We start from the raw sequence: 20,693 nt of genomic DNA, 5'->3' as shown, positions 1-20,693 counted from the left end.
CGCGTTCAACATTTCATCGTCCCTGCACGGTGTAAAAAGGCGGTATACACAGCAATGCCAGCTAGTTACTCACTCACTCGTGTGTTCATAGCTATGAGGTGAGCACATTGAAAGCACCCGCCTATCCCATGAATATGGTTTGTTGAAGTATGCCATGACAGATATTTTCAATGTGTCGTCGATATGGCGACTCTAAACTGGAGATACAAATGTCTGGAACTACACCAAACAATGCACCGAGCAAGACCGGAAACCCATCAGGCGGAGGCAGGGGAAACAATCCCCCGGCGAAGGGTAAGTAAGTCGGTAAAAAAGCGGCCCTTGGGGTCGCTTTTTTATTGAAATCACACAATGTATTAACGAGGTATTTTTTGTAGTTTATTTTTCAGGTATTAAGAAAATGTCACTCAAAAAAATTATGGTCTTTTGCAGCGTACTTTTTCTAATCTGCGCTGCCTATTATTTGTATATTAAATCGATTCCAATGTCGTCCTTCATTATGGTGAACAACGATACTCAACAAAAAATAATCATTAATGAAATAAAAATTAATGATGATGAGTACGTGTATCAGGGAGCTAAATCATTAGATGCGAATACTCGATCATTTCAAAACGGTGGGAATTTTGATTTTAAATATTCAAAGAATGTAGAGAATATTTCTGTGCAAGGAACAGCTGATGTTCCTTTCAAATTGATATGCCAAATACAAAATTCTAAAAAATCCTGTTACTACGTAATGGGAATAAAAAGCTTGAATGAAATTTCTTGCGCTTGTGACGACAGTAATGATTTTTATAATAAATAATGGAATTGTCTTTATTTGAATAGCCCTTCGTTGCGGCAGGGTTCCTTAGACATAGATACCGTCGCCTTAGCTTTAGCTGAGAATAGCCTCGGCGCAACGTCGCCCCAAAAGTGGCGCAAGGATCACGCCGGGATGCGCGACCAGAGCATATAGGCCGTTGATTTGTCCCACATGGCCGCAAAGTGGCACGGCGTCAGCTGTCATCGGACGTTGTGCAGCGTTGATGGAAAGAAGAGGGGGCGTCGTCGCCATTCCCAGAAGTTGTGCAATGACATCACCCGTTGACGTGGCAAGGGCGGGAAGCCCGGCCTCGCCATTTTCTGGATAGTCGGCAGCAGAGATGAGGCCACCTCCCAACGCTGGCCGCAACTCAATTTCTGGTGCACAAAGTAAGTGACGGATGATGCCTGCTTCAACACCAAACCGAATTAATACTGCTGGTGACTCATGGATCGGAAGGTCAACGCCGACCGTAAAGGCGATCGTGCGCGCGCCATAACCATTGGCGAGAACCACAACGTCGGTAGCTATCTTTTGCCCGGCCATCAACACACCTGTAATTTGACCTCCTGCGGTTTCAATAGCATCAACGGCTCCCTGGCGTACATATGCACCAGCCGCTTTGGCTGCCGCCACCAGTTGACGAGCGAAAGCAGCGGGTTCCAAAGCGAAGTCATCCGGTGCCCAGGCGGCAAGCGGCGGCAGCGTGGCAAGCCGCGGTTCCCTTATTGCGATCTGAACGCGAGAAAGGCACTCTATTCGTGTGCCGGCAGCCCGATGTTCAGCAATCATCGATCCGGTTTCGTCTTCCGTAGCTTGCCAGAGCAGCGCACCGCGCGCCGCGATCGGCAATGGGCCGAGTTCGCGTTCGATACGAGCGAACTCCTCAAGCGCTTTCAACCTTGCAGCAAATGCTTCCGGGTTATCGGAAGGTGTGCTCGCACTGGCACCGACCCAGCCGAAGGATGAGGCGGTGGCAGTGGAGACGCTGGCGGGAGCACGTTCGATTAAGGTGACTGTCGCGCCGGCTTTTGTAAGATGCCAGGCTGCCGACGCACCCATGATGCCGCCGCCAACCACGATGACCTTGCGGCTACGCTTCACGATACTGAGAGTCTTTGTTGAGACAGGATTGGAAAACGTATTCTGCTGTGACACTTATCTGTGTTTGTTTTGAACATAGCGCTCACGTTATTTGTTGAAGTGGAGCGGATTTGTGAAAGAGAAGGATAAGCGCTCATTTACGAAATTATATATTGTGTTTAAGACGCCCGACGCTCTTAAAGCCAGCGTTTCGACGATAGTAGATCACCGTTGCTTCTTGGGTGCATCAATGTTGATTTTCTCGCTGAGTTGCCCCTTTCTAACTGATCCAATTTCTACTGTCAGGCGAAGGCTGCGACCCGGTCATACGCCCCTTCATATCCCAACGCGCGCAAGTCGATCACTGCCACACCCTACTCACTTCGGTAAATAGGGTGTTGTCCTGAACGAAGGTCGGTTGGGAATACCAATTAATACCAGGGTAGCGAACCGAATCGCGAGGCCCCGACCTTCCAGCGCAATTTAAAAGCGATAGGTAGCCCCCACAGCCAAACCATTCGCACTATTCCTGTAATCAGCGCTGTAGCTTTGACCAAGCGGGAACGGATTGACGTTGTTGACACTTACTTTTTCCTCTTTGCGATAAAAGTAAGCCACATCAATCGTGAAGTCCTCGATTGGACTCCAGCCGGCACCAAGGCTCAGGATAGTGCGGTCGCCGGTAGGGAAGCGCGGTGTGCGGTCGATACCATTGCCCGGTGACTGGTCATAGGTCAGGCCGGCGCGCAGCACCCATTGTTTATTCATCTGGTAGGACGTACCGACGGCATAGGTCCAGGTGTCGCGCCAGTTCTGTTCTTCGGTGATAGTGGTGAATGCACCCGGAGCCAGGGCACCTCCCTTTACGTTGGCGTTGTTGACGGTGATGCTTTTCATGCGGCTCCAGCGCGTCCATGTGCTACCGGCGTACAGCGTCCAGGCCTGGTTCAACTGCTGTGTAAGCGACAGGTCCCATGATTCAGGTGTCTGGATTTTGAACGAGGCTGCGTAACGTCCCGCCACCAGTACCGGGGACGGGGTGCCGGCACCAGGCGTGACGCTGGTGTGCCCGGTGAGCTGATAGCTGACTTTGGAGTGGTAGGTCAGGCCGACGCGCGTGGTGTCGGTCGCCTGAGCCAGTACGCCGAAGTTGTAGCCATAGCCGATATCATCCCCTTTGATTTGAACCCGACCATCATTGTTTGGTGAGAATGCAGTCGTGTATGCCGAATCCAAAGTACTGGTGATGCGGTTGATGGTTGGGCCGAAACCAATCGAGAGCCGGTCGTTGAATGCATAGCTGACGGTCGGCTGGAAAGTCACGACCTTGATTTGGCTTTGACTGCCGAAGTTGCGGCCCTGGAAAGTGCTTTCGTAATCTGTGTTCATGCCGAACGGCGAGTAAACGCCGAGACCGAGCGCCCATTTGTCATCAAGAGGCTTGACATAGAAGCCCATAGGCACGGTCCTGGAAGGAACCATATCGCCATCATTGGTGCCGGGGCGATTGCCATTGGCGTTGCTGATTTCGCTCTTGCTATCAATGACAGCAATACCTGCGGTGACTTGTTGACGCTTGAGGCGCGACATACCGGCAGGGTTGCCGAATACAGTGCTGGCATCGTCAGCGGAAGAAGCACGGCCGGCAAAGCCTGTACCCATGCCGCTAATGCTTTGTTCGTTAAGTGCAAAACCGTTGGCGAGTAGTTGTGGGGATGCGATGGCCGCGCTGATGGCAAGCGTGGTTTTGAACGTCAGATTTTTCATTAATAGAATTCCGGATAAGCACAGGGCAATGATCACTACCGTGATGTGGAAGCTATGCCCTGATAGATGAATAAGCGGCGTATTCTGTCTGAAAGCGGGACAAGATTGGGGAATTTAAAAAAATAGCGCTGATACGTCGATCATCTTCTTAGCGGTCTGCGGATAAAAATGGCGCACGCAGGTGGGCTCGGATATCTGCGTTGCGATGAAATCAAAGTAGTGGGCTTTGCATATGAAATACCGCCTGTTGCTGATGCAAGGTGAAAATAGTCGGTAGTCCAGAGCGTGATATTCCACATTTCCCCGGCCTTGCACCAAAGGGCAATAAGCATTGCCTGAACAGCCAATTTTTTAATACATGTCCCCGGAAGATACTTAATGCCCTGTCAGGATGTACTTGGTCATTTGCAAGGATTTTCATGGGCCAGTTGTTGAACGGATCAATATTAAAAAGCGTACAGACATCCGTTGATCGTCTGATAGATCGGCTGGCCGAACTACTACCATCGCTGCTGGCAGCGCTCATCATCCTGGTCATTTTCTGGCTCCTTGCCATGCTGGTAAAGCGTGTCGCCAGATTTTGCACACAGTTTATTAAAAATCCGATGAAGGCGAATTTGATTCGCCTGGTGTCCTATTACCTGATTTGGGTGATAGGCATTTGTGTTGCGCTGGATGTGCTGGGGGTTGATGCCCGTTCGCTGGCAACCGGTTTGGGCCTCGGTGGAGTGGCAATTGGCTTTGCGCTGAAGGATGTGTTGTCGAACCTGGTGAGCGGCTTGTTTATCCTTCTGGCGCAGACATTCGAAATTGGAGATCAAATCGTAGTGGGTGAAACGGAAGGGACGGTGGAAAAGATTGAAATCCGCGCGACCCATATACGAACTTACGATGGTCGATTGGTACTGGTGCCGAACGGCGAAGTATTCATGTCGCGCGTGACCAATAACACCGCATCCCCATTACGACGTACCTCGGTTTTTGTATATCTCGAATATGAGGAAGACATTAACCGGGCAATGGCTGTCATTCTTAAAGCCATGAGTGGTGTGCCTGGCGTAGCGTCGCATCCGGCAGCATCTATCAGATTAAGGGAATTGACCGCCGAACATTTGCAAATAGAAGGCAGGTTCTGGACCGACTCCATACGGGCAAAGCTGAGGTTGACTGCATCAGACGTGCGCGTCGCCATTGTGAACGCACTGGAGAAGGAGGGGATCGCATTGCCGGACCCCAATCAATTCCAGGTGAGGCTGGAAAAATCACTGGAACAAAAAATCCAGTGATTTTTTTTCGGTTTGTATTGATGAACCGGATCCCGGCGTCATTTGAACGAGCCCAAGTGTCAGGCAGCCCGCACCAAAGCCAGTGCATCCTCCCCCGCCGCAAAGCGCAACTGCCCGGATGTATCATTCGCCGCACGCCACACTTCCTGCGCTACATCTGATTCCGTAGTCACCGCGGCCGGCTGCGCGAATGATGCAAACACTTCCTGCGCATAAGGCGCATATGCTTCCGGGATCAAGCCATCCATGCGCGATCCGGTATTGCTGGTGAAGCTGGTGCTTGGCCCGTAACCCGGCTCAACCAGTTTGACCTTTACATTGAACGCTCGCAGCTCGAAAGCCAGCGATGCAGTGAAGCCCTCGATTGCTGTCTTGCTTGCGGTGTAGGTCGCGACCAGTGGAAACGGCGCCAGGGTTGCGCTTGATGTGACATTGACGATGATCCCCGATTTGCGGCTGCGGAATTGCGGCAGCACCGCTTGCGTCATTGCCATTACCCCAAAGGTATTCGTTTCAAATATTTCGCGCGTCGTGCTCATAGGCGTCGCTTCGAAAGCGCCGAACAAACCGATCCCGGCGTTATTCACCAATACGTCAATGGGGCCGCTGGCTGCCAGTGCTGCTGCAATGCTGTCCGGCTTGGTCACATCAAGTGCGATTACCCGCAGGCGATCGGATGGCGGGAACAGATCCGGGCGTGGAGTGCGCATGGTCGCAATGACGTTCCAGCCTTGCGTGTGAAAGTGGCGTGCGGTTTCAAGGCCATAGCCGGAAGAGCAACCAGTGATGAGGACGGTTTTCATGGTTTGTGTTTCCAAAGTGATTTCGATGGCTGTCACTATAGCGATACGAATCAAGACGATCTATAATCAAAAGTCCATATTTAATTTGTGATAGTCCAAAATGACAGATCCGCTTTCAGATGTCATCACCTTGCTCAGGCCGCGCACCGTGTTTTCAAAAGGCATTAGCGGCGCCGGTGCCTGGGGTGTGCGTTACTCCGACTTCGGGCAGCCGAGTTTCTGTGCGGTGCTGGAAGGGAGTTGCCTGCTCGCGGTAGACGGGCAGGAGGCTCTCACGCTGGAGGCGGGTGATTTTGTGCTGTTGCCGGCAACACCCGGATTTACTTTGTCCGGGTTTGCGCCTGTCACTCCTCGCTTTATCGATCCAAAGGAAGAACCGGCACCGACCGAAGATGTGCGTCACGGCAGGCAGGACGGCGCTCCGGATGTGCGCTTGCTTGGCGGTTACTTTGTGTTCGATTCGCCGGATGCGGCCTTGCTGGTATCGCTGTTACCGGCGCTGATACATATACGTGGTGCGGCACGCCTTTCCCTGTTGGTGCAGTTGGTGGCGGACGAAGCGCATGATCAAAGGCCAGGGCGCGAGCTGGTGCTGACGCGACTGGTGGATGTATTGCTGGTAGAAGCCTTGCGTTCGACGGCCGGCCGGCATTCTTCGCCGGGGTTGTTGCGCGGTTTGGCGGATGCGCGGATTGCGCTGGCGATGCAGCATATGCATGGTGATCTGGCACGTAGCTGGACCGTGGCCCAGTTGGCGAAAGAGGTGGCGCTGTCACGTTCGGCATTCTTTGATCGCTTCACGCGTACCGTGGGTTTGCCACCGATGGAATATTTACTGGCGTGGCGCATGGCGGTGGCGAAGGATTTGCTGCGCGATCAGGATGTCGCACTGGCTGAAGTTGCCGGACGCGTCGGTTATGGTTCGGCCAGTACTTTCAGTACCGCCTTTAGTCGCCACGTGGGGGTGCCACCCGGCAAGTATGCGCGCGGAAATTAGTGGCTAGCCCACGGTGCTGTTGATTTTGTTGTCGGTCGTCAATGTTGTTTGCAGGCCTATTCCGACAAGTGCTTGTCCGTTTGTCTGATTTGCCGTATTGCCCGGGCAACGTAAGATCATCAGACTATTATTCAAAAGGAGATCGCCATGTTGACGCAAATCCACGCAGTGCAGCAACGCAACGAAGAACTTGAAAAACGCGCAGAACGTGACACGATAGTGCAGGAAACAGTGCCAGGCGAAGACAAGATCCTGACTGAAGAAGAAAAACGTATGGTCAGGGACAGGGTTGCGAAAAGCACGACGGATGAAGATACGAACTAAGCGTCATCGAATACATTGACCCGATAAAAACCGCATCGCCTTTTAAAGGGATGCGGTTTTTTTGCGCCTGCAACTTATAGATGTTTATACGAAGATGGGTGACGACAAGGGATTGAAGTCAGTCCAGTCACCATCCACGATCTGGCCTTCCGCACGTTCGACGCACTGCGCGCCCAGGCCGCGGAAGGTAGCTATGGCTTTTTCTTCCTCTTCTTCGCTGGTGACAGTGACGGCCACCAGCATGCCTGCTTTGCGCAAGGGCGGTGTGTCCTTTTCTTCATCGGTACTGGTCAGGGTGCCTACCAATGAGCCGATGTGCGCGCCTACCAGTGCACCGGTGACGGCACCCAGCGGACCGGCCGCGGTACCTGCTGCGCCACCAATGAGGCCGCCTGCAGCAAGTCCTGCGATCGAGCCTTTGTCGCTGTCTTCCGCGCCGGGCGATTCGTCACGATCTCCGCCGATAGGAAACATATCGTGTTGCCCCGGCGGATTGACGTAAAACGAAGTGAGCTGTGTCTCTGGCGCGCCTGCACGAAGCAAAGCCGCAAGTGCTGCCTTTGCTTCGTCCTGCTGTTCAAAGTGTCCGGCGATGATTACTGTCATGACGTCCTCCTGATGGTGGGACTCGCGTTACGCAAGTGATGCTTGCTTGACTGCCAAATGAATGGTGAGTTCCGGACGGGTATAAGGCTGACGGCGTATGTCGTAGTGATGAGTATGTCTTTGTCGGCCGGCACCGACAGGCTCCAGGCTGATGGCAAAGATACTGCCGGCAAGCCGGATGGGCGAGGTAATAGAAGGCTGCCCTCAAATCTATGGCCGAAGGTTGGTAGGCTGCGTAGGCACGCGTGATGCAAATTTGCATCAAAAGTTCGACTGAATATTGCTGCATATAGGTATTTAAGATTTTCTTATTTAATCTGCGCACATTAATGTGGCATACCACTTAATGTGGATGCGCTTCTTTCACCAAAAACGGGAAATATCCATGCTTTAAGTGCCGGTACGGCTTGGCACGGTAACTGCTATGTCAGTTGGTCGATGAATATTCGGCTACTATTTTTATCATAAAGGTGGTGTACCACATTATTTGATTCAAATGCCTGTCGCAGCAGCCTTGCCTGATGTGATGGGGGAGACGGTGAGAGTAATGCGGCCCGCTAACCACAATGAAGCAGTTGTTTATCTAAAAAGGAGCTAACAATGAAACAAATAAAACATGCTGCCGTCGGCAGCGTGCTGGGCCTGCTCGCGTGTGCGCTTTCCGCACAAGCACTTGCGCAGACCAGCGTACAAGTCGGCGGTATGCTCGACGTCTATGCCGGTTCGATCAAACGCAGCGGTGATGCTGCGAGTACATCGGTAGTCAATAGCGGCGGCCTGCAAACTTCGTGGTGGGGTTTCAAGGGCACGGAGGAACTGGGTAATGGCCTGAAGGCACACTTTGCGCTGACCGGCTTTATGCGGCCTGACGTTGGTGCGATGGGGCGCTTCGGTACCGATACCATGTTTTCCCGCGATGCCAACGTAGGGGTGTCTGGCTCCTTCGGCACAGTGTCGCTGGGCCGTGACCTGGCACCTAACTTTGTGCCGTCGCTGACATTCAACCCGTTTGGTTCTTCCTTCCAGTTTTCACCGCTCGGTTTGCATACGCAAACATCGTCCAGTCGCTATGCCGGGCGGGCATGGTCTGCCACCGTTGCAGGTGATACGGCGTGGAGCAATGAAATCATGTATGTCACGCCTAAACTGGGTGGATTTACTACCAGCCTGTTCCTGCAACTTGGTGAACAAGCCGGGAGTTCAGGCAAAAACAATTTTGGCGCCAATACCATGTATGCAAATGGTCCGCTCTCATTCGGCGCTTACTTCCAGTCCGTGAAATCGAATAATCCGGTTGATCCGGTGGCAGGTGCTTCGCAAGTGTTTTCGTTCACACCGTATAACCGGGCAAGCGGGGCCACCTATACATTGGCGGCATCAAAAAACGATACCTGGTTTGTCGGTGGTGCCTATGACCTGCAATTCATCAAACTGTTTGGAACACTGAATTATTCGACCAACAAATTAATGAATGCAGCAGACGATAGCCGCTATGACCTGAAATCAAATACGGTGCAGCTTGGTGCCAGCATGCCGGTAGGCAAGGGTTCGGCCTTGCTTTCCTGGGCTCGTACCAATGTCAAGGCAGACGGAGATTTGAGTGCGGTACTGGGACACAGTGACGTGCAGTCATCACTGGTCCGCAATACGGTTTCACTTGGCTATGACTACTTTCTTTCCAAGCGTACCGATATCTATAGCGTCGTCAGTTACGATAAGCTGACTGCGCAATCCAGTGGCGTCAGCGCCGGCTTTGGTATTCGCCAACGCTTCTGAAGCCAGGGCGTGCCGGTGTAAAAAGCGGTGTGCGCAGCGCAGTATTAGTGCCCATGCTTTACTAAGTAAAAGAGGACTATCGAGATAGTCCTCTTTTTTGTTTGCAGTAAACATGAATACGATCTTCTGTAAATTTCCGCCTTGCAATTTTGCATAAATTCTTAAAAACATATTGAATGTCACTAGAATTCATGTAATATATCAGTGCGTTTTATGCGCATCGCATACACATAATAGGTTGAGCAAATCAACCAAACAGACAAGCGAATCACCGGCGGTGGTTCAACAGGAGACAAAGATGGATGTACATACCGGAGTTAGCCTCCGTGCCAATGTGGCTGCGCGCCTTGAGCGTTTGCCTATGACCCGTTACCAGCGGTCCCTATTCGGAATTATTGCAACAGCATGGTTTTTCGATTCGATGGATCTCGGCATTATGACCTTCGTGCTCGGGTCCATCAAAGCTGAATTCGCATTGACTACGACGCAAGCCGGTTTGCTTGCCAGTTCCAGTTTTCTCGGCATGTTCCTTGGAGCTGCAATCGCCGGCATGCTGGCCGACAAATTCGGACGCAAACCGGTTTTCCAGTGGAGCATGATTTTTTGGGGCGTGGGCAGCCTGGCTTGCGGTTTCGCTACTGACGTTACCTGGTTGATGGTATTCCGCGTGATCCTCGGTTTCGGTATGGGGATGGAATTTCCTATCGGCTTGTCGATGGTGTCGGAAATCGTACCGGCGAAGAGCCGCGGTAAATATGTCGCGATCCTGGAAGGCTTTTGGCCGCTTGGCTTTATCGCAGCCGGTATCCTGGCTTACCTGACCCTGCCTTTGATAGGCTGGCGCGGCATCTTCATCGCCTTGTCGATTCCTGCCGTGTTTGTATTCATCGTGCGTCGCTATGTACCGGAATCGCCACGCTGGCTGGAAGAAGTGGGCCGTGATGCAGAAGCCGATGCAGTAACGACCAGGATCGAAAAGCATGTGATCAAGGCCAATGGCGGCAAACCTTTGCCGACTCCTGCGCCACCCATTAATGAAATGCCGAAGAAGCAAGACAAGCGCGCCTTGTTTGCCGAGCTGTGGCATGGCGTGTATGCGAAACGCACCGTGATGCTGTGGGCTTTGTGGTTCTTTGCTTTGCTGGGCTATTACGGCCTGACCACATGGCTGGGCGCTTTGCTGCAGCAGGCCGGCTATGAAGTCACCAAGTCGGTGATGTACACCGTTTATATTTCGCTCGCAGGTATACCGGGCTTTATCTTCTCGGCCTGGTTGCTGGAGAAGTGGGGACGCAAACCGACCTGTGTATTGATGCTGGTGGGTAGTGCCTGTGCCGCGTATGTGTATGGTCAGGTAGCAACAGCGCAAGCGCCGGTTGCGCAATTGATAGGTGCGGGTCTGTGCATGCAGTTCTTCCTGTTCGGCATGTGGTCGGTCCTGTATGCCTATACGCCGGAACTGTATCCGACCCGTTCACGTGCTACCGGCTCCGGCTTTGCGTCCTCGATCGGTCGCCTGGGTTCCTTGCTCGGACCGTTTGCAGTCGGCGTGATCTTGCCTATGACCGGCCATACCGGTGTATTTACTTTGGGTGCTATTTCGTTTGGTATCGCGGCTTTGGTGGTGATCGTGATGGGAACCGAAACCAAAGGGCGTTCGCTGGAAGAAGTATCGGGTTGATGTTGTGACTGGATGGTGCCGTGTGGATCGGTGTCATCCACTTGTTGTGCTTCGTGTGCAGTAGCTTTAATGGTGTTCAGTGTGAACTGAACACCATTTTTTTATCTGGTATCCGAATTAAATTCAGATTCCTTTTTTAATATCGTCTTTCACATCGCCATAGCTTTCCTGCACTTTGCCGATATGCTTTTCCAGCTTGCCTTTTTCTTCGAGGTTTTTATTCCCGATGACTTTACCGGTGACTTCCTTGATGGTGCCTTCGGCTTGTTTGAGATTGCCTTTAACTTGATCTTTGTTCATAGCAGTAACTCCTAGTAGTGTGTTCACTCAAAAAGCGAACGTTGGTGATGCAGGGAAAGTTGTGCGCAATGGCACAGCAATGTGATCCTGTTCAGCCGCCGTGAAAACCTTTCAATATGTCTTCCTTTGGCTTGTTAGGGTCTATGGTTGAATCGTTGGTTCTCTCGGGCGAATCCAGCTTGTCGCTTTCCTTCGCGTTTTCGCGCAGCCTGACTTGTGCATCCGGCGGTGGAGTGGGCGTGGCATTGTTTAAACCCGATTCTCCGGCCTGATCGGCGGCTTCGGTTTTCTTGCCTGTCTTGATGTCGGACATTTCATCCTCCTGTTGGCAGCAAAAATCTAATCATAGATACGCTGCGCCGTTTAGTTAATCGGACATAGGCGCAAATTGATGTGGGATTAGAGGAAGTCTTTTGACCGCAGCACATGATTTTTCCCTGTGCAACAATGCTGTATTGCAATCGGCGGCAAGACTTATGCATCAGCACGAATACTGGACTTACTGGCGCGACGGCAGCGCAAGCAGGACGGAGTATGGCTTCTGGGCCGGGGACTCGGCCCCGGCGCTGGGTACGCATTTCCATGACGAAGGGCAACTGACACTGGTGCTCGCCGGTAGCAGGAAGTTTGAGGTGGACAATAAAGTCATCCGGCTTGATGCAGGACAATGCCTGTACATCCCGGCGGGCATGCCGCATTGCAGTTTGCCGCACCTGGCGGTCGGGACCAGATGCCTGAATATCTATTACCAGCCCGGACATGCACGGCAACAGCCGGCAGTGCTGGATATCCGGCAACTGAATGCACAAGATTTTGATGTGCCATTTTTGCTGCAGCAGATGGAAGGGGAACTGGCATCAATACGTGCCGGGATACAGTCAGCCAGTGCGACTATCTCTTTGCAGGAATTTCGCAACAGCCTGGCTTCCATCGCTACCATCGCGGCAGCGAGCGGCTTGAGTCGTGAGGCTTTCAGCCGTAAATTCACGCGCGATATCGGCATGTCACCACATGCGTATCGCCTGGTCGGTCGCCTGAATGCCGCGCGCAGGCAATTGCGCGACGGTATCTCCGTCGCCGACACCGCTACCGATTTCGGCTTTGCCGATCAAAGCCATTTCGGCCGTCATTTCTTCCGTGTCTTTGGTGTCACCCCCGGCGCTTATCGCAATAGCATGCGCCGGTCACAAACGTTCTAGATCAGACTGCATTGAATAGTTAGCCTGTCCTGACTCGGGAAAGGCTGTCATGGATGCACTGATCATTGCACTTCTTTTTATATCCGGCATCGCCGGCGGGATGATCAATGCGCTGGCCGGTGGCGCGACGCTGATTACATTTCCGGTGATGCTGGCGGCCGGACTGACTCCGGTGATTGCGAATGCGTCGAATGCGGTGGCGGTAGCTCCGGGCCATTTGATTGCCGCATTCGCAGATCGGGAAAAACTGCCGACCGCTAATAAGCAACTGATCATCTCGCTACTGCTTTGCGTCGTCGGTGGTGTGTTGGGTGCGCTGCTTTTGCTGACGCTACCTGATCGATTGTTCGTATTGCCGGTACCGGCGCTGATTGCATTTGCCACTTTGCTGTTTGCCTTAGCCCCTGCCATCAGTGCCTGGGCGGAACGGCGCCGCGCCGGTGCGGAGGCGTCAGGGATGCATGGCTATGCGGCGCTGGGTGTTGCTTCCATCTATGGCGGCTTCTTTGGCGCAGGCCTGGGCGTGATCCTCACAGCTGTGCTGTCACTGGCCGAGCCGAATGACATCCGCAAGGTCAAAGTCATGAAGAATCTGTTGGCAACGGCGGTGAGCCTGGCGGCGATCACTATCTTCATCGTGCAAGGGGCAGTGCAGTGGCGCGCGACCTTGATCATGCTGGGTGGTGCATTATTGGGCGGGTATGTCGGTGGCTTGCTGGTGCGTGTGCTGCCTGCGTCTGTCGTGCGCTGGTTTGTGATTGTCGCCGGTATCGTGATGAGCATCGTGTATGCGCGGCGTTACTGGTTTTGAGTTGAGATGGCGCGGGCTTGCGGTTTGACCCTGGTCCGCAGATGGCCTAAACTATCGCCCATGTCTTTCCACCTTCCTTCCATGAGCAGCTTTGCAACAGAACAGTCCTTGATGACCGTTCTGTTTTCGCACGCGCTCAGGTTTATGGGCGCAGAACACGTCCTTCAGCCGGCAGCAGATTCCTAAGCCCGGCGATATTTCCTTTTTCTCATTAGCGCATCATCTATCGCCGGGCTTAAGCCAGGCGCGATAGCGGCTGACCCTTATGCGGGTTGCGCCGCGCTTTGGGATTCACTTATGTCTACATTTATTTGCGGCAAGCATAGCCTTGTCGGGTATCAGCACGTTGGTGTTGTGGTTTTGCCTTTCAGTCATCTTGCCGACAGGCCACGCATCTCTTGCGCCAGCGGGACGGATATATGGACCTGACCAAAAACTTCGTTAAAAACAAACGTCCATGCGCGGATGGTTTCCGCTGGTTCCTGCGCAACCATGCCGATGGCAGTGATTACCAGCCTTTATTGAATGCGCTGGTCGATGCAGGGCGAGTGGAAGATGCCTGCTGGTTGCTGACGCAATTCGGTCCTACCGATGAAGTCTTGCAGGTCGATGCCATCGATGCGGAGGCTATGGTGTTTGCCGGTACGCTGGAAGTACAGGGCAATATCGAAGTCACTACCGTATTACGCGCCGGTCGTTCGATACGTGCCGGTGGTGGCATACGTGCGGGCAAGGCTATCGTCGCCGGTGAAGATATCCAGGCTGGCGGCAGCATACGTTGCGATGGCACGCTGGAAGCAGGCGGCGATATCAAGGTGGCGTGGGGCATAGAGGTCGAGGATGCGATACGCAGCGGTGGCGATGTACGCGCCGAGTGGGAAGTGTTGTGCGGAGCCGGTCTGACACTGGATGGAAATCTCATGGTCGGACAGGACCTGCTTAGCAAAGGTGCACTACGTTGCGGCAAGAGCATACGCGTGAACGGTGCGATCACCGCACATGACAGCGTGTGGGCGGGTAACGGTATCGCCTGCGGTGCCACGATATTGTGCGACAGCCACCTGGAAGCAAACTGGGGCATTAAGGCCGGGCACGCAATAGTTGCCAAGGGTTCGATCAAGGCGGGTGAGAGCTTGCAGGCGCAGGAAGAAATACAGGCGGGGGAAGGTTATGGCGTATACGCCGGCCTGGTGGTCCAGCTGGAGGCCTGGGAAGCGAGTGCGCAAGTGCACGCAAGCAGCAAACCGCAACGTTTGATGAGCGGTTGGTGGGGAGGTGCCTGCCTGGTGTGATCCCGGGTTTGCATTGCTGAATATACGCGAGAGATGACAGATTTCCGGAGGTGAGTTTGAGCAGCTTGTTTGCTTCTTTCCCTTTGCCGCTGTGGCGTCCAGGTGTGCTGGCGCTACGTATCGATGTACAACTGCCGCCGTCTGAAGTGGAAAAAGAACTTGATGGCTTGCACCGTCGTCTCAATCGTCCCGGCGACGCCTTGTACGATTTGCCGACGCTGCAGATCGATTTCCAGGGCCTGAGATTTCGTTATCGCGTCGCCGATGGCGAGCATTACATCTATGTGGAAGATGTGAAACGCGATTGTCTCGCCGGTTACACGATTTTCAACCGCCTGATAGAGCTCAACCGGCGCCAGGATAAACATTTGCGCGCGACGCATTCGAAGTATGCGACGCCATATCAGCGACGCGGGATTGCGACGGCGATTTACCGTTGGTGGCTGGATGCAGGGCATAGCCTGATCAGCGGTGCGCGCCAGTCATCCGGCGCACATGCGCTGTGGCGCTCGCTTGGTAAACATTACGATTTGGTTTATGTCGACCTGCGTGACAAAAAGCTGTGTTGCCTCGGATCGAAAGTCAGCAGCCGGGTGCGGGAAGATTTGCATACCAGGATGATCCTGATCGGTGCACAACAAGACTTGCAGGGCCTGGCAGAGCATACCGGCATGCGCCTGCATGCCGGCTAGTCCTTATGCGTGGACACCGATGTGCAGGTTACGGCCGGCGAACAGGCCGAGTACCGCCATCAGGAAAGCTGCCCCCGCGCATATGAGCAGGGTCGCACTCCAGTTGCCTTGCGCATCATGGATCCTGCCGATCAGCGTCGGTCCGATCGCCGCCAGCGTGTAGCCTATGCATTGCGCCATGCCGGACAGGGCGGCAGCCTGCAGCGTATTGGCTGCACGCAGGCTGACGAAGGACAGGCCGAGGATGAGGGTGGCGCCGGCGCTGAAACCAAACAGGCAAGTCCAGAATACGGCGAAGCCTGGCGCAAGCATGAGTCCGACTATGCTCAAAACGGTGATGATCGATACGCCGAAGGCAATACCGCGCTGGTCCTTGAAGCGACCGACCAGCGGCACGATCAGCAAGCCCGGCGTCGCCGCCGCGAATTGCATCAGGCCGTGCAGATTGCCGGCTTCAGTGGCGGTATAGCCGGCATCTGTCAACATCGCTGGCAGCCAGGTCGTCATGATGTAATAGACGAGGGAATTGAAGCCAAGGAAGAGGCTGACTTGCCACGCCAATGCCGAATGCCAGACCGGAGCGGATGGCGGCGGCGTGCTGATCGCGGCATTGACTTCGGTGTGCTTGCGTAATTGCGGCAGCCAGATGAAGGCACTGATCAAAGGCAGCACCGCCAGAGCCGCCATCGCAAAGCGCCAGCCGTAGTCGGATAATTGCGCCAATGGAATCGCATAGACCGATCCGACCGCGGAAGCCACGCCCATGGTTAATACATAGATGGCGGTGAATTTGGTGATTTGTTGCGGGAAGCTGCGCTTAAGCAATCCGGGCAAAAGCACATTGCCGATCGCAATACCGCCGCCTATGATCGCCGTGCCCACATAAAGCGTTGCTGCCGATCCTGCCGAACGCAGGAGGATGCCGGCAATGATGACCAGCAGTGCGGCGAGCAGTGAGCGTTCGATGCCGAATTTTTTTGCCAGCAGGGAGCCGAATGGCGACACGGCCGCGAACGCCAGCAAGGGCAAGGTGATCAGCAGGCCGGCGGCGCTGGAGCTTAAATCGAGACCGGTACGGATGGAATCGATGAGGGGTGCGACGCTGGTAAACGGCACGCGCAGGTTCATCGCAATCAGCAGGATGCCAAACAACAGCAGCGCCGGGCTGGTAAGCCGGGGCGGGGTGGCGGTGGTAATAGTGGAATACGGTTTCACGACAAGCTCTCGCAAGAAAATCACAGGATTAGCTTAAGCCGCACTGGTTTTTAGGAATTTGTGGATAATGACAACTTATATCTAAAAACAGTCAAATTGCCTTATGGTCACACTGCTGGGTTCGATTGATTACAATGCTGACCGGCTTTTTCAGCCGGCCGTTGCCTTGCGTATCGATACCGAGGGATCGGAAAGCGAGTCGCCTATCCACATGCATCGCAAGGGGCAATTGGTGGTGGCCTTGCATGGTGGCGTGACTTGCGAAGTGCCGGGTGGTTTGTGGATGGTGCCGCCGCAATGCGGGGTCTGGATACCGGGCGGCATGCCGCATAGCAATCGGGCGACGGCCAATGCGCGTCTGTGTTTCCTGTTTGTGGAACCGGGTGCTGCGAGTTTGCCAAGCGAATGCGCGACGCTGGCGCTGACACCGTTGATACGCGAGATGATTTTGCACCTCGCGGATTTACCGCAGCACTATCCACCGGATGGGCATACTGCAAAGCTGGTTGAAGTGTTGCTGAGTGAGCTGGTGATGATGCCGACCGAACAATTGCATTTGCCGGTGTCCGACCATGCGCGCCTGCGCCAGATTGCCAGCGCCCTGACCCAGCATCCGGATGATCGCAGTACGGTTGCGGAGTGGGGCGAGCGCTTTGCCATGAGTGAACGTACTTTGGCGCGGCTGGTGTTGAATGAAACCGGCATGACTTTCGGCCGCTGGCGGCGCCAGTTACACCTGATCATCGCCTTGCAGCGCCTGGCATCCGGTGCGTCGGTGCAAAGGGTATCGGAAGACCTCGGCTATGACTCGGTCAGCGCATTCATTACGATGTTCAAGAAAGCTCTGGGCAAATCACCGGCACGCTATTTCTCTGATAAATGAGTTGCAGCCAAGCGTCGTTTCAGCCGTTAGCACGTGGATTGCGCATAGCAAAGCCGGAATTGAGGGGTAAACACCTGTCTATTCAAAGATGATGTCGCTTTATACATTGCCAGAATAGTGGCGCTGGCTACCGTGTTTTTCGCCGTGGTCAGAGGAGCGCTTTACATACCCTGACAGGAGCACGGACGTGACTAGAATCAATCTGGATAATATTGCGGCTTTACAGAATACTTTCGGCAATCTTAAGAAAGCACCCGGCACGCAATTCGCGGATGTGCTGAACAATACAACGAACCAGACGGTAGCAATCGGGCAAGGCACATTGAGTGTTACTGCCGTGGGGGCCACGTCATCCGCCTCATCCACTTCGGATTTGAATTCCGCCCTCAAAGCCTATGGCATCAATGTGCCACCGGCATTGCGCGTCACCGCAGGTGCGAATGGTTACGAGTTGAGTGGTGATCCACGCAATACCCAGTTCAAGAAAATGCTGGCCGATCATCCATCGCTCGGTAACGGTTTTGGTGCTGCTATAAGTTCTGCCACCATGGGCAGGAAAGCGGCCTTGCAAAGTGCGATGAATACCTTTGGCGGTGATCATCCGACCTCAGCGATGAAGAAATTCCTGAAGGATTTTGAAGAAACACAAGATCCGAAAGCCATCAGTGTTAAATTCGACGGACAGGATATGAAGGTGGAAGAGCTGGGGGATAAAGGTTGGGGCCCGGTGAAAACCGAAGAGTCCTTCATGGCCGCATTGATAGAAGCCTATACCAAGTACATGCTGACGCAAGGCGTCTCACTGGATAACGATAAAGACAAGGACGAGCAGTCCGCAGATAAAAAGACAGAAGAAAAGAGTGTAGCGACCAGCTAAGCCCGCTGTCTGCAATTTGCGTGTGCTGCACGTAAAAACATCACATGCATAAAGATTTACACGAAGCCAACCGGCTGTCCTGGAACGCCGCAACACGCGCGCACAATAGCCACAAGGGTGACCAGGCCCTGTTCTTTCGCAATGGCGGTTCCACGCTGTTCCCGGAAGAGCAGGGTTTGCTGGGTGAGGTGCAGGGTCTCAAGGTTTTGCACCTGCAATGTAATTCCGGTCAAGATAGCTTGAGCATCGCCCGCCTGGGGGCCGACCTTACAGGTGTCGATATTTCCGATGAAGCCATCACTTTTGCCCGCGAGCTGGCGACTGGCTCCGGCATAGCCGCGCATTTCGAGCGCGCAGATGTATTTGATTACCTGGGCAGTGCCGCAGTGCCGGACCGGAGTTTTGATTTGGTCTTCAGTTCCTACGGCACCATTTGCTGGCTCTCTGATTTAACTGCGTGGGCGCAAGGCATTGCACGTGTGCTTAAGCCGGGTGGGCGCTTTGTGTTTGTTGAATTCCATCCGTATGCGATGGTTTTCGATGAGCAGTGGCGCATGCACTACGATTATTTCAATAGCGCTCCGCTTGCGCAGGACGGGGTCAGTGATTATGTCGCCGAATCCGGCGACGGCCTGGCGCTGGGTGTATACCAGGCGGGCGAACAGGATTTTGCCAATCCGCATCCCAGCCACGAATTCACCTGGGGTTTGGGGCAGGTGATTACCGCGCTGAGCCAGAGCGGTTTGGCGATCGCACGCCTGGATGAATACCCTTACGCCAATGGCTGGAAAGGTTTTGACGATATGCAGGATAGCGGTGGACGGCGCATGGTGCCGCCTGCCGGGATGCCGCGTATTCCATTGATGTATTCCATCGTCGCGCACAAGCAGTAGTTGCAAACAGCTTGATGTCAGGGTGACCTCGTACAAGAAAATGATCATTTTCTGTAATGTAGTGTACATTACTGCTTAAATTGACTTCCAATCCAGCTACCCACATGTTCGCCAGCGCCCCTGAATCGTCTCGTGTAGCCGCTACCCTTAAAGGGGAGGCGCGGCGCCAGCGTTTGCTGGAAACGGCGGCGAATGCCTTCCTCGAATTCGGTTATGCCGATGTATCGATGCAAGTTATCGTGCGCAATGCGGGTGGTTCCGCCTCGACGGCTTATCAATTGTTTGGTAATAAGGAAGGATTACTGATCGCGGTGCTGGAGCGCGAGCTGGAACAATTGCGCCAGCAGGCATTCCCCGCGACGGTATTCGAGTTGCCGGTAGCCGAAGCGCTGGAAGTAATTGCGCAACGCATGGTGGCGCATGCGGTGCAACAGCGCTCGGTACGTTTTTATCGCCTGGTCATGGCGGAATGCCATCGCCTGGAAAAAATGCAGGATTATCTGTGCCAGCAAATGGCGCTGCAGATTTATGCGCCGCTGGAACGGTGTTTGCGTATCGCATGTGCACGCGGTGAATTGCAGATCGATGATCCGGAGCAGGCGGCCCGCACGCTGGGCAACCTGATCACCGGCATTTCACAGGAAGCGCGGATAGAAGGTGGTTATACGGACGGTCCGCCGGAGCGGGATCGTGTCTCTTGCAGTTACAGCATACGTATGTTTTTACGGGCATTCAGGTCCAGATGAAAGAAGTCCACGACGTCATTGTGTGTGAAGGCTGCGACGCAGTGTATGCGCGGGTAGCGCTACGCGCGCGCGAAGTCGCGCGCTGTCCATGTTGCGGGACCGAACTCGAGCGTGATACAGGCAGCCAGCAGCAGCGCATCCTGCCGTTGACGGTGGCCAGCCTGATCATGTTCCTGATTGCGAATCTGTTTCCGATTGTGGAAATCGAACTGCGCGGCTTGCGTAGCCAGACTACGCTGACCGGTGCCGTGATGGCATTGGCGGGTGAGGGTATGTCATTGGTGGCGATGCTGGTGCTGGCGACGACTTTGTTGTTTCCCTTGCTGCAGTTGCTGATCCTGTTATGGCTGCTGCTGCCTTTGCAACAGCAGCATCGCGCCACCGGCTTTGCGTGGCTGGTGCGCATCATGCAGTCACTGCGACCATGGGGCATGATCGAAGTCTTCCTGCTCGGCGTATTGGTCGCGATCATCAAGTTATCCAGCATGGCGACGGTATTGCCGGGGCCTGCGTTGTGGGCCTTCATGGCACTGACGGTATTGCTGACAGTGGTGGTGTCCTTCGATCCGCGCGGCTTTTGGAATATGGTCGAAGGCATCGAGGATGAGCGAAAAGACGAGGGCATCGTGGGAGAAACACGATGAGTATGCAAAC

The 20,693-nt window shown here is 54.0% G+C and carries 22 protein-coding genes; 15 read left to right on the top strand and 7 right to left on the bottom strand.

The genetic code is table 11. From position 1 onward, the window contains the following. Positions 1 to 484 precede the first annotated feature (484 nt). On the top strand, positions 485 to 808 hold the full coding sequence (locus ACFQPC_RS08965; RefSeq protein ID WP_382271526.1) for a hypothetical protein: 324 nt from the start codon (positions 485 to 487) through the stop codon (positions 806 to 808). Between the two features lie 72 nt (positions 809 to 880). On the opposite strand, the gene ACFQPC_RS08960 is transcribed toward ACFQPC_RS08965, so the two are convergent. Together ACFQPC_RS08960 and ACFQPC_RS08955 are read right to left on the bottom strand one after the other, a co-directional pair. Next, complete coding sequence (locus ACFQPC_RS08960) at positions 881 to 1,966, bottom strand: NAD(P)/FAD-dependent oxidoreductase (protein ID WP_382271525.1); 1,086 nt, start codon at positions 1,964 to 1,966, stop codon at positions 881 to 883. Positions 1,967 to 2,374: 408 nt separating this feature from the next. After that, positions 2,375 to 3,658 carry an OmpP1/FadL family transporter gene (locus ACFQPC_RS08955; protein WP_382271524.1) on the bottom strand — a complete coding sequence of 428 codons (1,284 nt, stop codon included), beginning with the start codon at positions 3,656 to 3,658 and terminating at the stop codon, positions 2,375 to 2,377. A 260-nt stretch (positions 3,659 to 3,918) separates the two neighbouring features. Between ACFQPC_RS08955 and ACFQPC_RS08950 the strand changes: the two genes are divergently transcribed. Then, a complete protein-coding gene (locus tag ACFQPC_RS08950) occupies positions 3,919 to 4,944 on the top strand; it encodes a mechanosensitive ion channel family protein (protein ID WP_382271523.1) in 1,026 nt (341 codons plus the stop codon). Between the two features lie 59 nt (positions 4,945 to 5,003). Here ACFQPC_RS08950 and ACFQPC_RS08945 read toward each other — a convergent pair whose 3' ends face one another. Further along, positions 5,004 to 5,747: an SDR family oxidoreductase gene (locus tag ACFQPC_RS08945; RefSeq protein WP_382271522.1), complete on the bottom strand. Its 744-nt coding sequence runs from the start codon at positions 5,745 to 5,747 to the stop codon at positions 5,004 to 5,006. A gap of 100 nt (positions 5,748 to 5,847) precedes the next feature. On the opposite strand from ACFQPC_RS08945, the gene ACFQPC_RS08940 reads away from it, so the two are divergent. Together ACFQPC_RS08940 and ACFQPC_RS08935 are read left to right on the top strand one after the other, a co-directional pair. Next, positions 5,848 to 6,744 (top strand): AraC family transcriptional regulator, encoded by an 897-nt coding sequence (locus ACFQPC_RS08940; RefSeq protein ID WP_382271521.1) that lies wholly within the window; start codon positions 5,848 to 5,850, stop codon positions 6,742 to 6,744. A 147-nt stretch (positions 6,745 to 6,891) separates the two neighbouring features. Further along, on the top strand, positions 6,892 to 7,068 hold the full coding sequence (locus ACFQPC_RS08935) for a hypothetical protein (RefSeq protein ID WP_382271520.1): 177 nt from the start codon (positions 6,892 to 6,894) through the stop codon (positions 7,066 to 7,068). 84 nt (positions 7,069 to 7,152) lie between these two features. On the opposite strand, the gene ACFQPC_RS08930 is transcribed toward ACFQPC_RS08935, so the two are convergent. After that, the gene (locus ACFQPC_RS08930) at positions 7,153 to 7,674 is read right to left on the bottom strand and encodes a glycine zipper domain-containing protein (protein ID WP_382271519.1); all 522 of its coding nucleotides are present in this window, start codon (positions 7,672 to 7,674) and stop codon (positions 7,153 to 7,155) included. 600 nt (positions 7,675 to 8,274) lie between these two features. On the opposite strand from ACFQPC_RS08930, the gene ACFQPC_RS08925 reads away from it, so the two are divergent. Together ACFQPC_RS08925 and ACFQPC_RS08920 are read left to right on the top strand one after the other, a co-directional pair. Continuing rightward, on the top strand, positions 8,275 to 9,450 hold the full coding sequence (locus ACFQPC_RS08925) for a porin (protein WP_382271518.1): 1,176 nt from the start codon (positions 8,275 to 8,277) through the stop codon (positions 9,448 to 9,450). Between the two features lie 298 nt (positions 9,451 to 9,748). Then, entirely contained in the window at positions 9,749 to 11,131 is a 1,383-nt protein-coding gene (locus ACFQPC_RS08920; RefSeq protein WP_382271517.1) for an MFS transporter, read from the top strand. Between the two features lie 123 nt (positions 11,132 to 11,254). On the opposite strand, the gene ACFQPC_RS08915 is transcribed toward ACFQPC_RS08920, so the two are convergent. Continuing rightward, positions 11,255 to 11,431 carry a CsbD family protein gene (locus ACFQPC_RS08915; protein ID WP_382271516.1) on the bottom strand — a complete coding sequence of 59 codons (177 nt, stop codon included), beginning with the start codon at positions 11,429 to 11,431 and terminating at the stop codon, positions 11,255 to 11,257. A gap of 91 nt (positions 11,432 to 11,522) precedes the next feature. Further along, positions 11,523 to 11,744 carry a hypothetical protein gene (locus ACFQPC_RS08910; RefSeq protein ID WP_382271515.1) on the bottom strand — a complete coding sequence of 74 codons (222 nt, stop codon included), beginning with the start codon at positions 11,742 to 11,744 and terminating at the stop codon, positions 11,523 to 11,525. Between the two features lie 163 nt (positions 11,745 to 11,907). Between ACFQPC_RS08910 and ACFQPC_RS08905 the strand changes: the two genes are divergently transcribed. From ACFQPC_RS08905 to ACFQPC_RS08890, 4 genes are all read left to right on the top strand, one after another. Next, positions 11,908 to 12,630 carry an AraC family transcriptional regulator gene (locus ACFQPC_RS08905; protein ID WP_382271514.1) on the top strand — a complete coding sequence of 241 codons (723 nt, stop codon included), beginning with the start codon at positions 11,908 to 11,910 and terminating at the stop codon, positions 12,628 to 12,630. A 49-nt stretch (positions 12,631 to 12,679) separates the two neighbouring features. Further along, positions 12,680 to 13,441 carry a sulfite exporter TauE/SafE family protein gene (locus ACFQPC_RS08900; protein WP_382271513.1) on the top strand — a complete coding sequence of 254 codons (762 nt, stop codon included), beginning with the start codon at positions 12,680 to 12,682 and terminating at the stop codon, positions 13,439 to 13,441. A 419-nt stretch (positions 13,442 to 13,860) separates the two neighbouring features. Further along, positions 13,861 to 14,733 (top strand): hypothetical protein, encoded by an 873-nt coding sequence (locus tag ACFQPC_RS08895; RefSeq protein ID WP_382271512.1) that lies wholly within the window; start codon positions 13,861 to 13,863, stop codon positions 14,731 to 14,733. A gap of 65 nt (positions 14,734 to 14,798) precedes the next feature. Beyond that, a complete protein-coding gene (locus ACFQPC_RS08890; protein WP_382271895.1) occupies positions 14,799 to 15,425 on the top strand; it encodes an N-acetyltransferase in 627 nt (208 codons plus the stop codon). A 3-nt stretch (positions 15,426 to 15,428) separates the two neighbouring features. On the opposite strand, the gene ACFQPC_RS08885 is transcribed toward ACFQPC_RS08890, so the two are convergent. Next, a complete protein-coding gene (locus tag ACFQPC_RS08885) occupies positions 15,429 to 16,640 on the bottom strand; it encodes an MFS transporter (RefSeq protein ID WP_382271511.1) in 1,212 nt (403 codons plus the stop codon). A gap of 103 nt (positions 16,641 to 16,743) precedes the next feature. Between ACFQPC_RS08885 and ACFQPC_RS08880 the strand changes: the two genes are divergently transcribed. The 5 genes from ACFQPC_RS08880 to ACFQPC_RS08860 all read left to right on the top strand — a co-directional run bounded on the left by ACFQPC_RS08880 (position 16,744) and on the right by ACFQPC_RS08860 (position 20,683). Beyond that, positions 16,744 to 17,523 (top strand): AraC family transcriptional regulator, encoded by a 780-nt coding sequence (locus ACFQPC_RS08880; protein ID WP_382271510.1) that lies wholly within the window; start codon positions 16,744 to 16,746, stop codon positions 17,521 to 17,523. Positions 17,524 to 17,710: 187 nt separating this feature from the next. Next, positions 17,711 to 18,400 carry a hypothetical protein gene (locus tag ACFQPC_RS08875; protein ID WP_382271509.1) on the top strand — a complete coding sequence of 230 codons (690 nt, stop codon included), beginning with the start codon at positions 17,711 to 17,713 and terminating at the stop codon, positions 18,398 to 18,400. Between the two features lie 44 nt (positions 18,401 to 18,444). Continuing rightward, positions 18,445 to 19,293 carry a class I SAM-dependent methyltransferase gene (locus ACFQPC_RS08870; protein WP_382271508.1) on the top strand — a complete coding sequence of 283 codons (849 nt, stop codon included), beginning with the start codon at positions 18,445 to 18,447 and terminating at the stop codon, positions 19,291 to 19,293. Positions 19,294 to 19,397: 104 nt separating this feature from the next. Continuing rightward, positions 19,398 to 20,039, top strand: coding sequence for a TetR/AcrR family transcriptional regulator (locus tag ACFQPC_RS08865; protein WP_382271507.1), 642 nt, complete (start codon positions 19,398 to 19,400; stop codon positions 20,037 to 20,039). Further along, positions 20,036 to 20,683, top strand: a complete 648-nt coding sequence (locus ACFQPC_RS08860) for a paraquat-inducible protein A (RefSeq protein WP_382271506.1) — start codon at positions 20,036 to 20,038, stop codon at positions 20,681 to 20,683. The genes ACFQPC_RS08865 and ACFQPC_RS08860 overlap by 4 nt, the downstream gene beginning before the upstream one ends. The last annotated feature ends 10 nt before the right edge of the window (positions 20,684 to 20,693 follow it).

Source organism: Herminiimonas glaciei, from assembly GCF_042664955.1.
In the GTDB taxonomy this organism is placed as follows: domain Bacteria; phylum Pseudomonadota; class Gammaproteobacteria; order Burkholderiales; family Burkholderiaceae_D; genus Oxalicibacterium; species Oxalicibacterium glaciei.
Note: the sequence above shows the minus strand (reverse complement) of the source record. Positions and strands in the feature narration are given on the sequence as shown.

Excerpts from the sequence above, each read along its gene's own strand:
- ACFQPC_RS08880 (WP_382271510.1), top strand. The coding sequence starts at position 16,744 with ATGGTCACACTGCTGGGTTCGATTGATTACAATGCTGACCGGCTTTTT.
- ACFQPC_RS08895 (WP_382271512.1), top strand. The coding sequence starts at position 13,861 with ATGGACCTGACCAAAAACTTCGTTAAAAACAAACGTCCATGCGCGGAT.
- ACFQPC_RS08935 (WP_382271520.1), top strand. The coding sequence starts at position 6,892 with ATGTTGACGCAAATCCACGCAGTGCAGCAACGCAACGAAGAACTTGAA.
- ACFQPC_RS08860 (WP_382271506.1), top strand. The coding sequence starts at position 20,036 with ATGAAAGAAGTCCACGACGTCATTGTGTGTGAAGGCTGCGACGCAGTG.
- ACFQPC_RS08945 (WP_382271522.1), bottom strand. The coding sequence starts at position 5,747 with ATGAAAACCGTCCTCATCACTGGTTGCTCTTCCGGCTATGGCCTTGAA.
- ACFQPC_RS08915 (WP_382271516.1), bottom strand. The coding sequence starts at position 11,431 with ATGAACAAAGATCAAGTTAAAGGCAATCTCAAACAAGCCGAAGGCACC.
- ACFQPC_RS08925 (WP_382271518.1), top strand. The coding sequence starts at position 8,275 with ATGAAACAAATAAAACATGCTGCCGTCGGCAGCGTGCTGGGCCTGCTC.
- ACFQPC_RS08910 (WP_382271515.1), bottom strand. The coding sequence starts at position 11,744 with ATGTCCGACATCAAGACAGGCAAGAAAACCGAAGCCGCCGATCAGGCC.
- ACFQPC_RS08965 (WP_382271526.1), top strand. The coding sequence starts at position 485 with ATGTCGTCCTTCATTATGGTGAACAACGATACTCAACAAAAAATAATC.
- ACFQPC_RS08955 (WP_382271524.1), bottom strand. The coding sequence starts at position 3,658 with ATGAAAAATCTGACGTTCAAAACCACGCTTGCCATCAGCGCGGCCATC.
- ACFQPC_RS08865 (WP_382271507.1), top strand. The coding sequence starts at position 19,398 with ATGTTCGCCAGCGCCCCTGAATCGTCTCGTGTAGCCGCTACCCTTAAA.
- ACFQPC_RS08905 (WP_382271514.1), top strand. The coding sequence starts at position 11,908 with ATGCATCAGCACGAATACTGGACTTACTGGCGCGACGGCAGCGCAAGC.
- ACFQPC_RS08920 (WP_382271517.1), top strand. The coding sequence starts at position 9,749 with ATGGATGTACATACCGGAGTTAGCCTCCGTGCCAATGTGGCTGCGCGC.
- ACFQPC_RS08930 (WP_382271519.1), bottom strand. The coding sequence starts at position 7,674 with ATGACAGTAATCATCGCCGGACACTTTGAACAGCAGGACGAAGCAAAG.
- ACFQPC_RS08940 (WP_382271521.1), top strand. The coding sequence starts at position 5,848 with ATGACAGATCCGCTTTCAGATGTCATCACCTTGCTCAGGCCGCGCACC.
- ACFQPC_RS08900 (WP_382271513.1), top strand. The coding sequence starts at position 12,680 with ATGGATGCACTGATCATTGCACTTCTTTTTATATCCGGCATCGCCGGC.
- ACFQPC_RS08870 (WP_382271508.1), top strand. The coding sequence starts at position 18,445 with ATGCATAAAGATTTACACGAAGCCAACCGGCTGTCCTGGAACGCCGCA.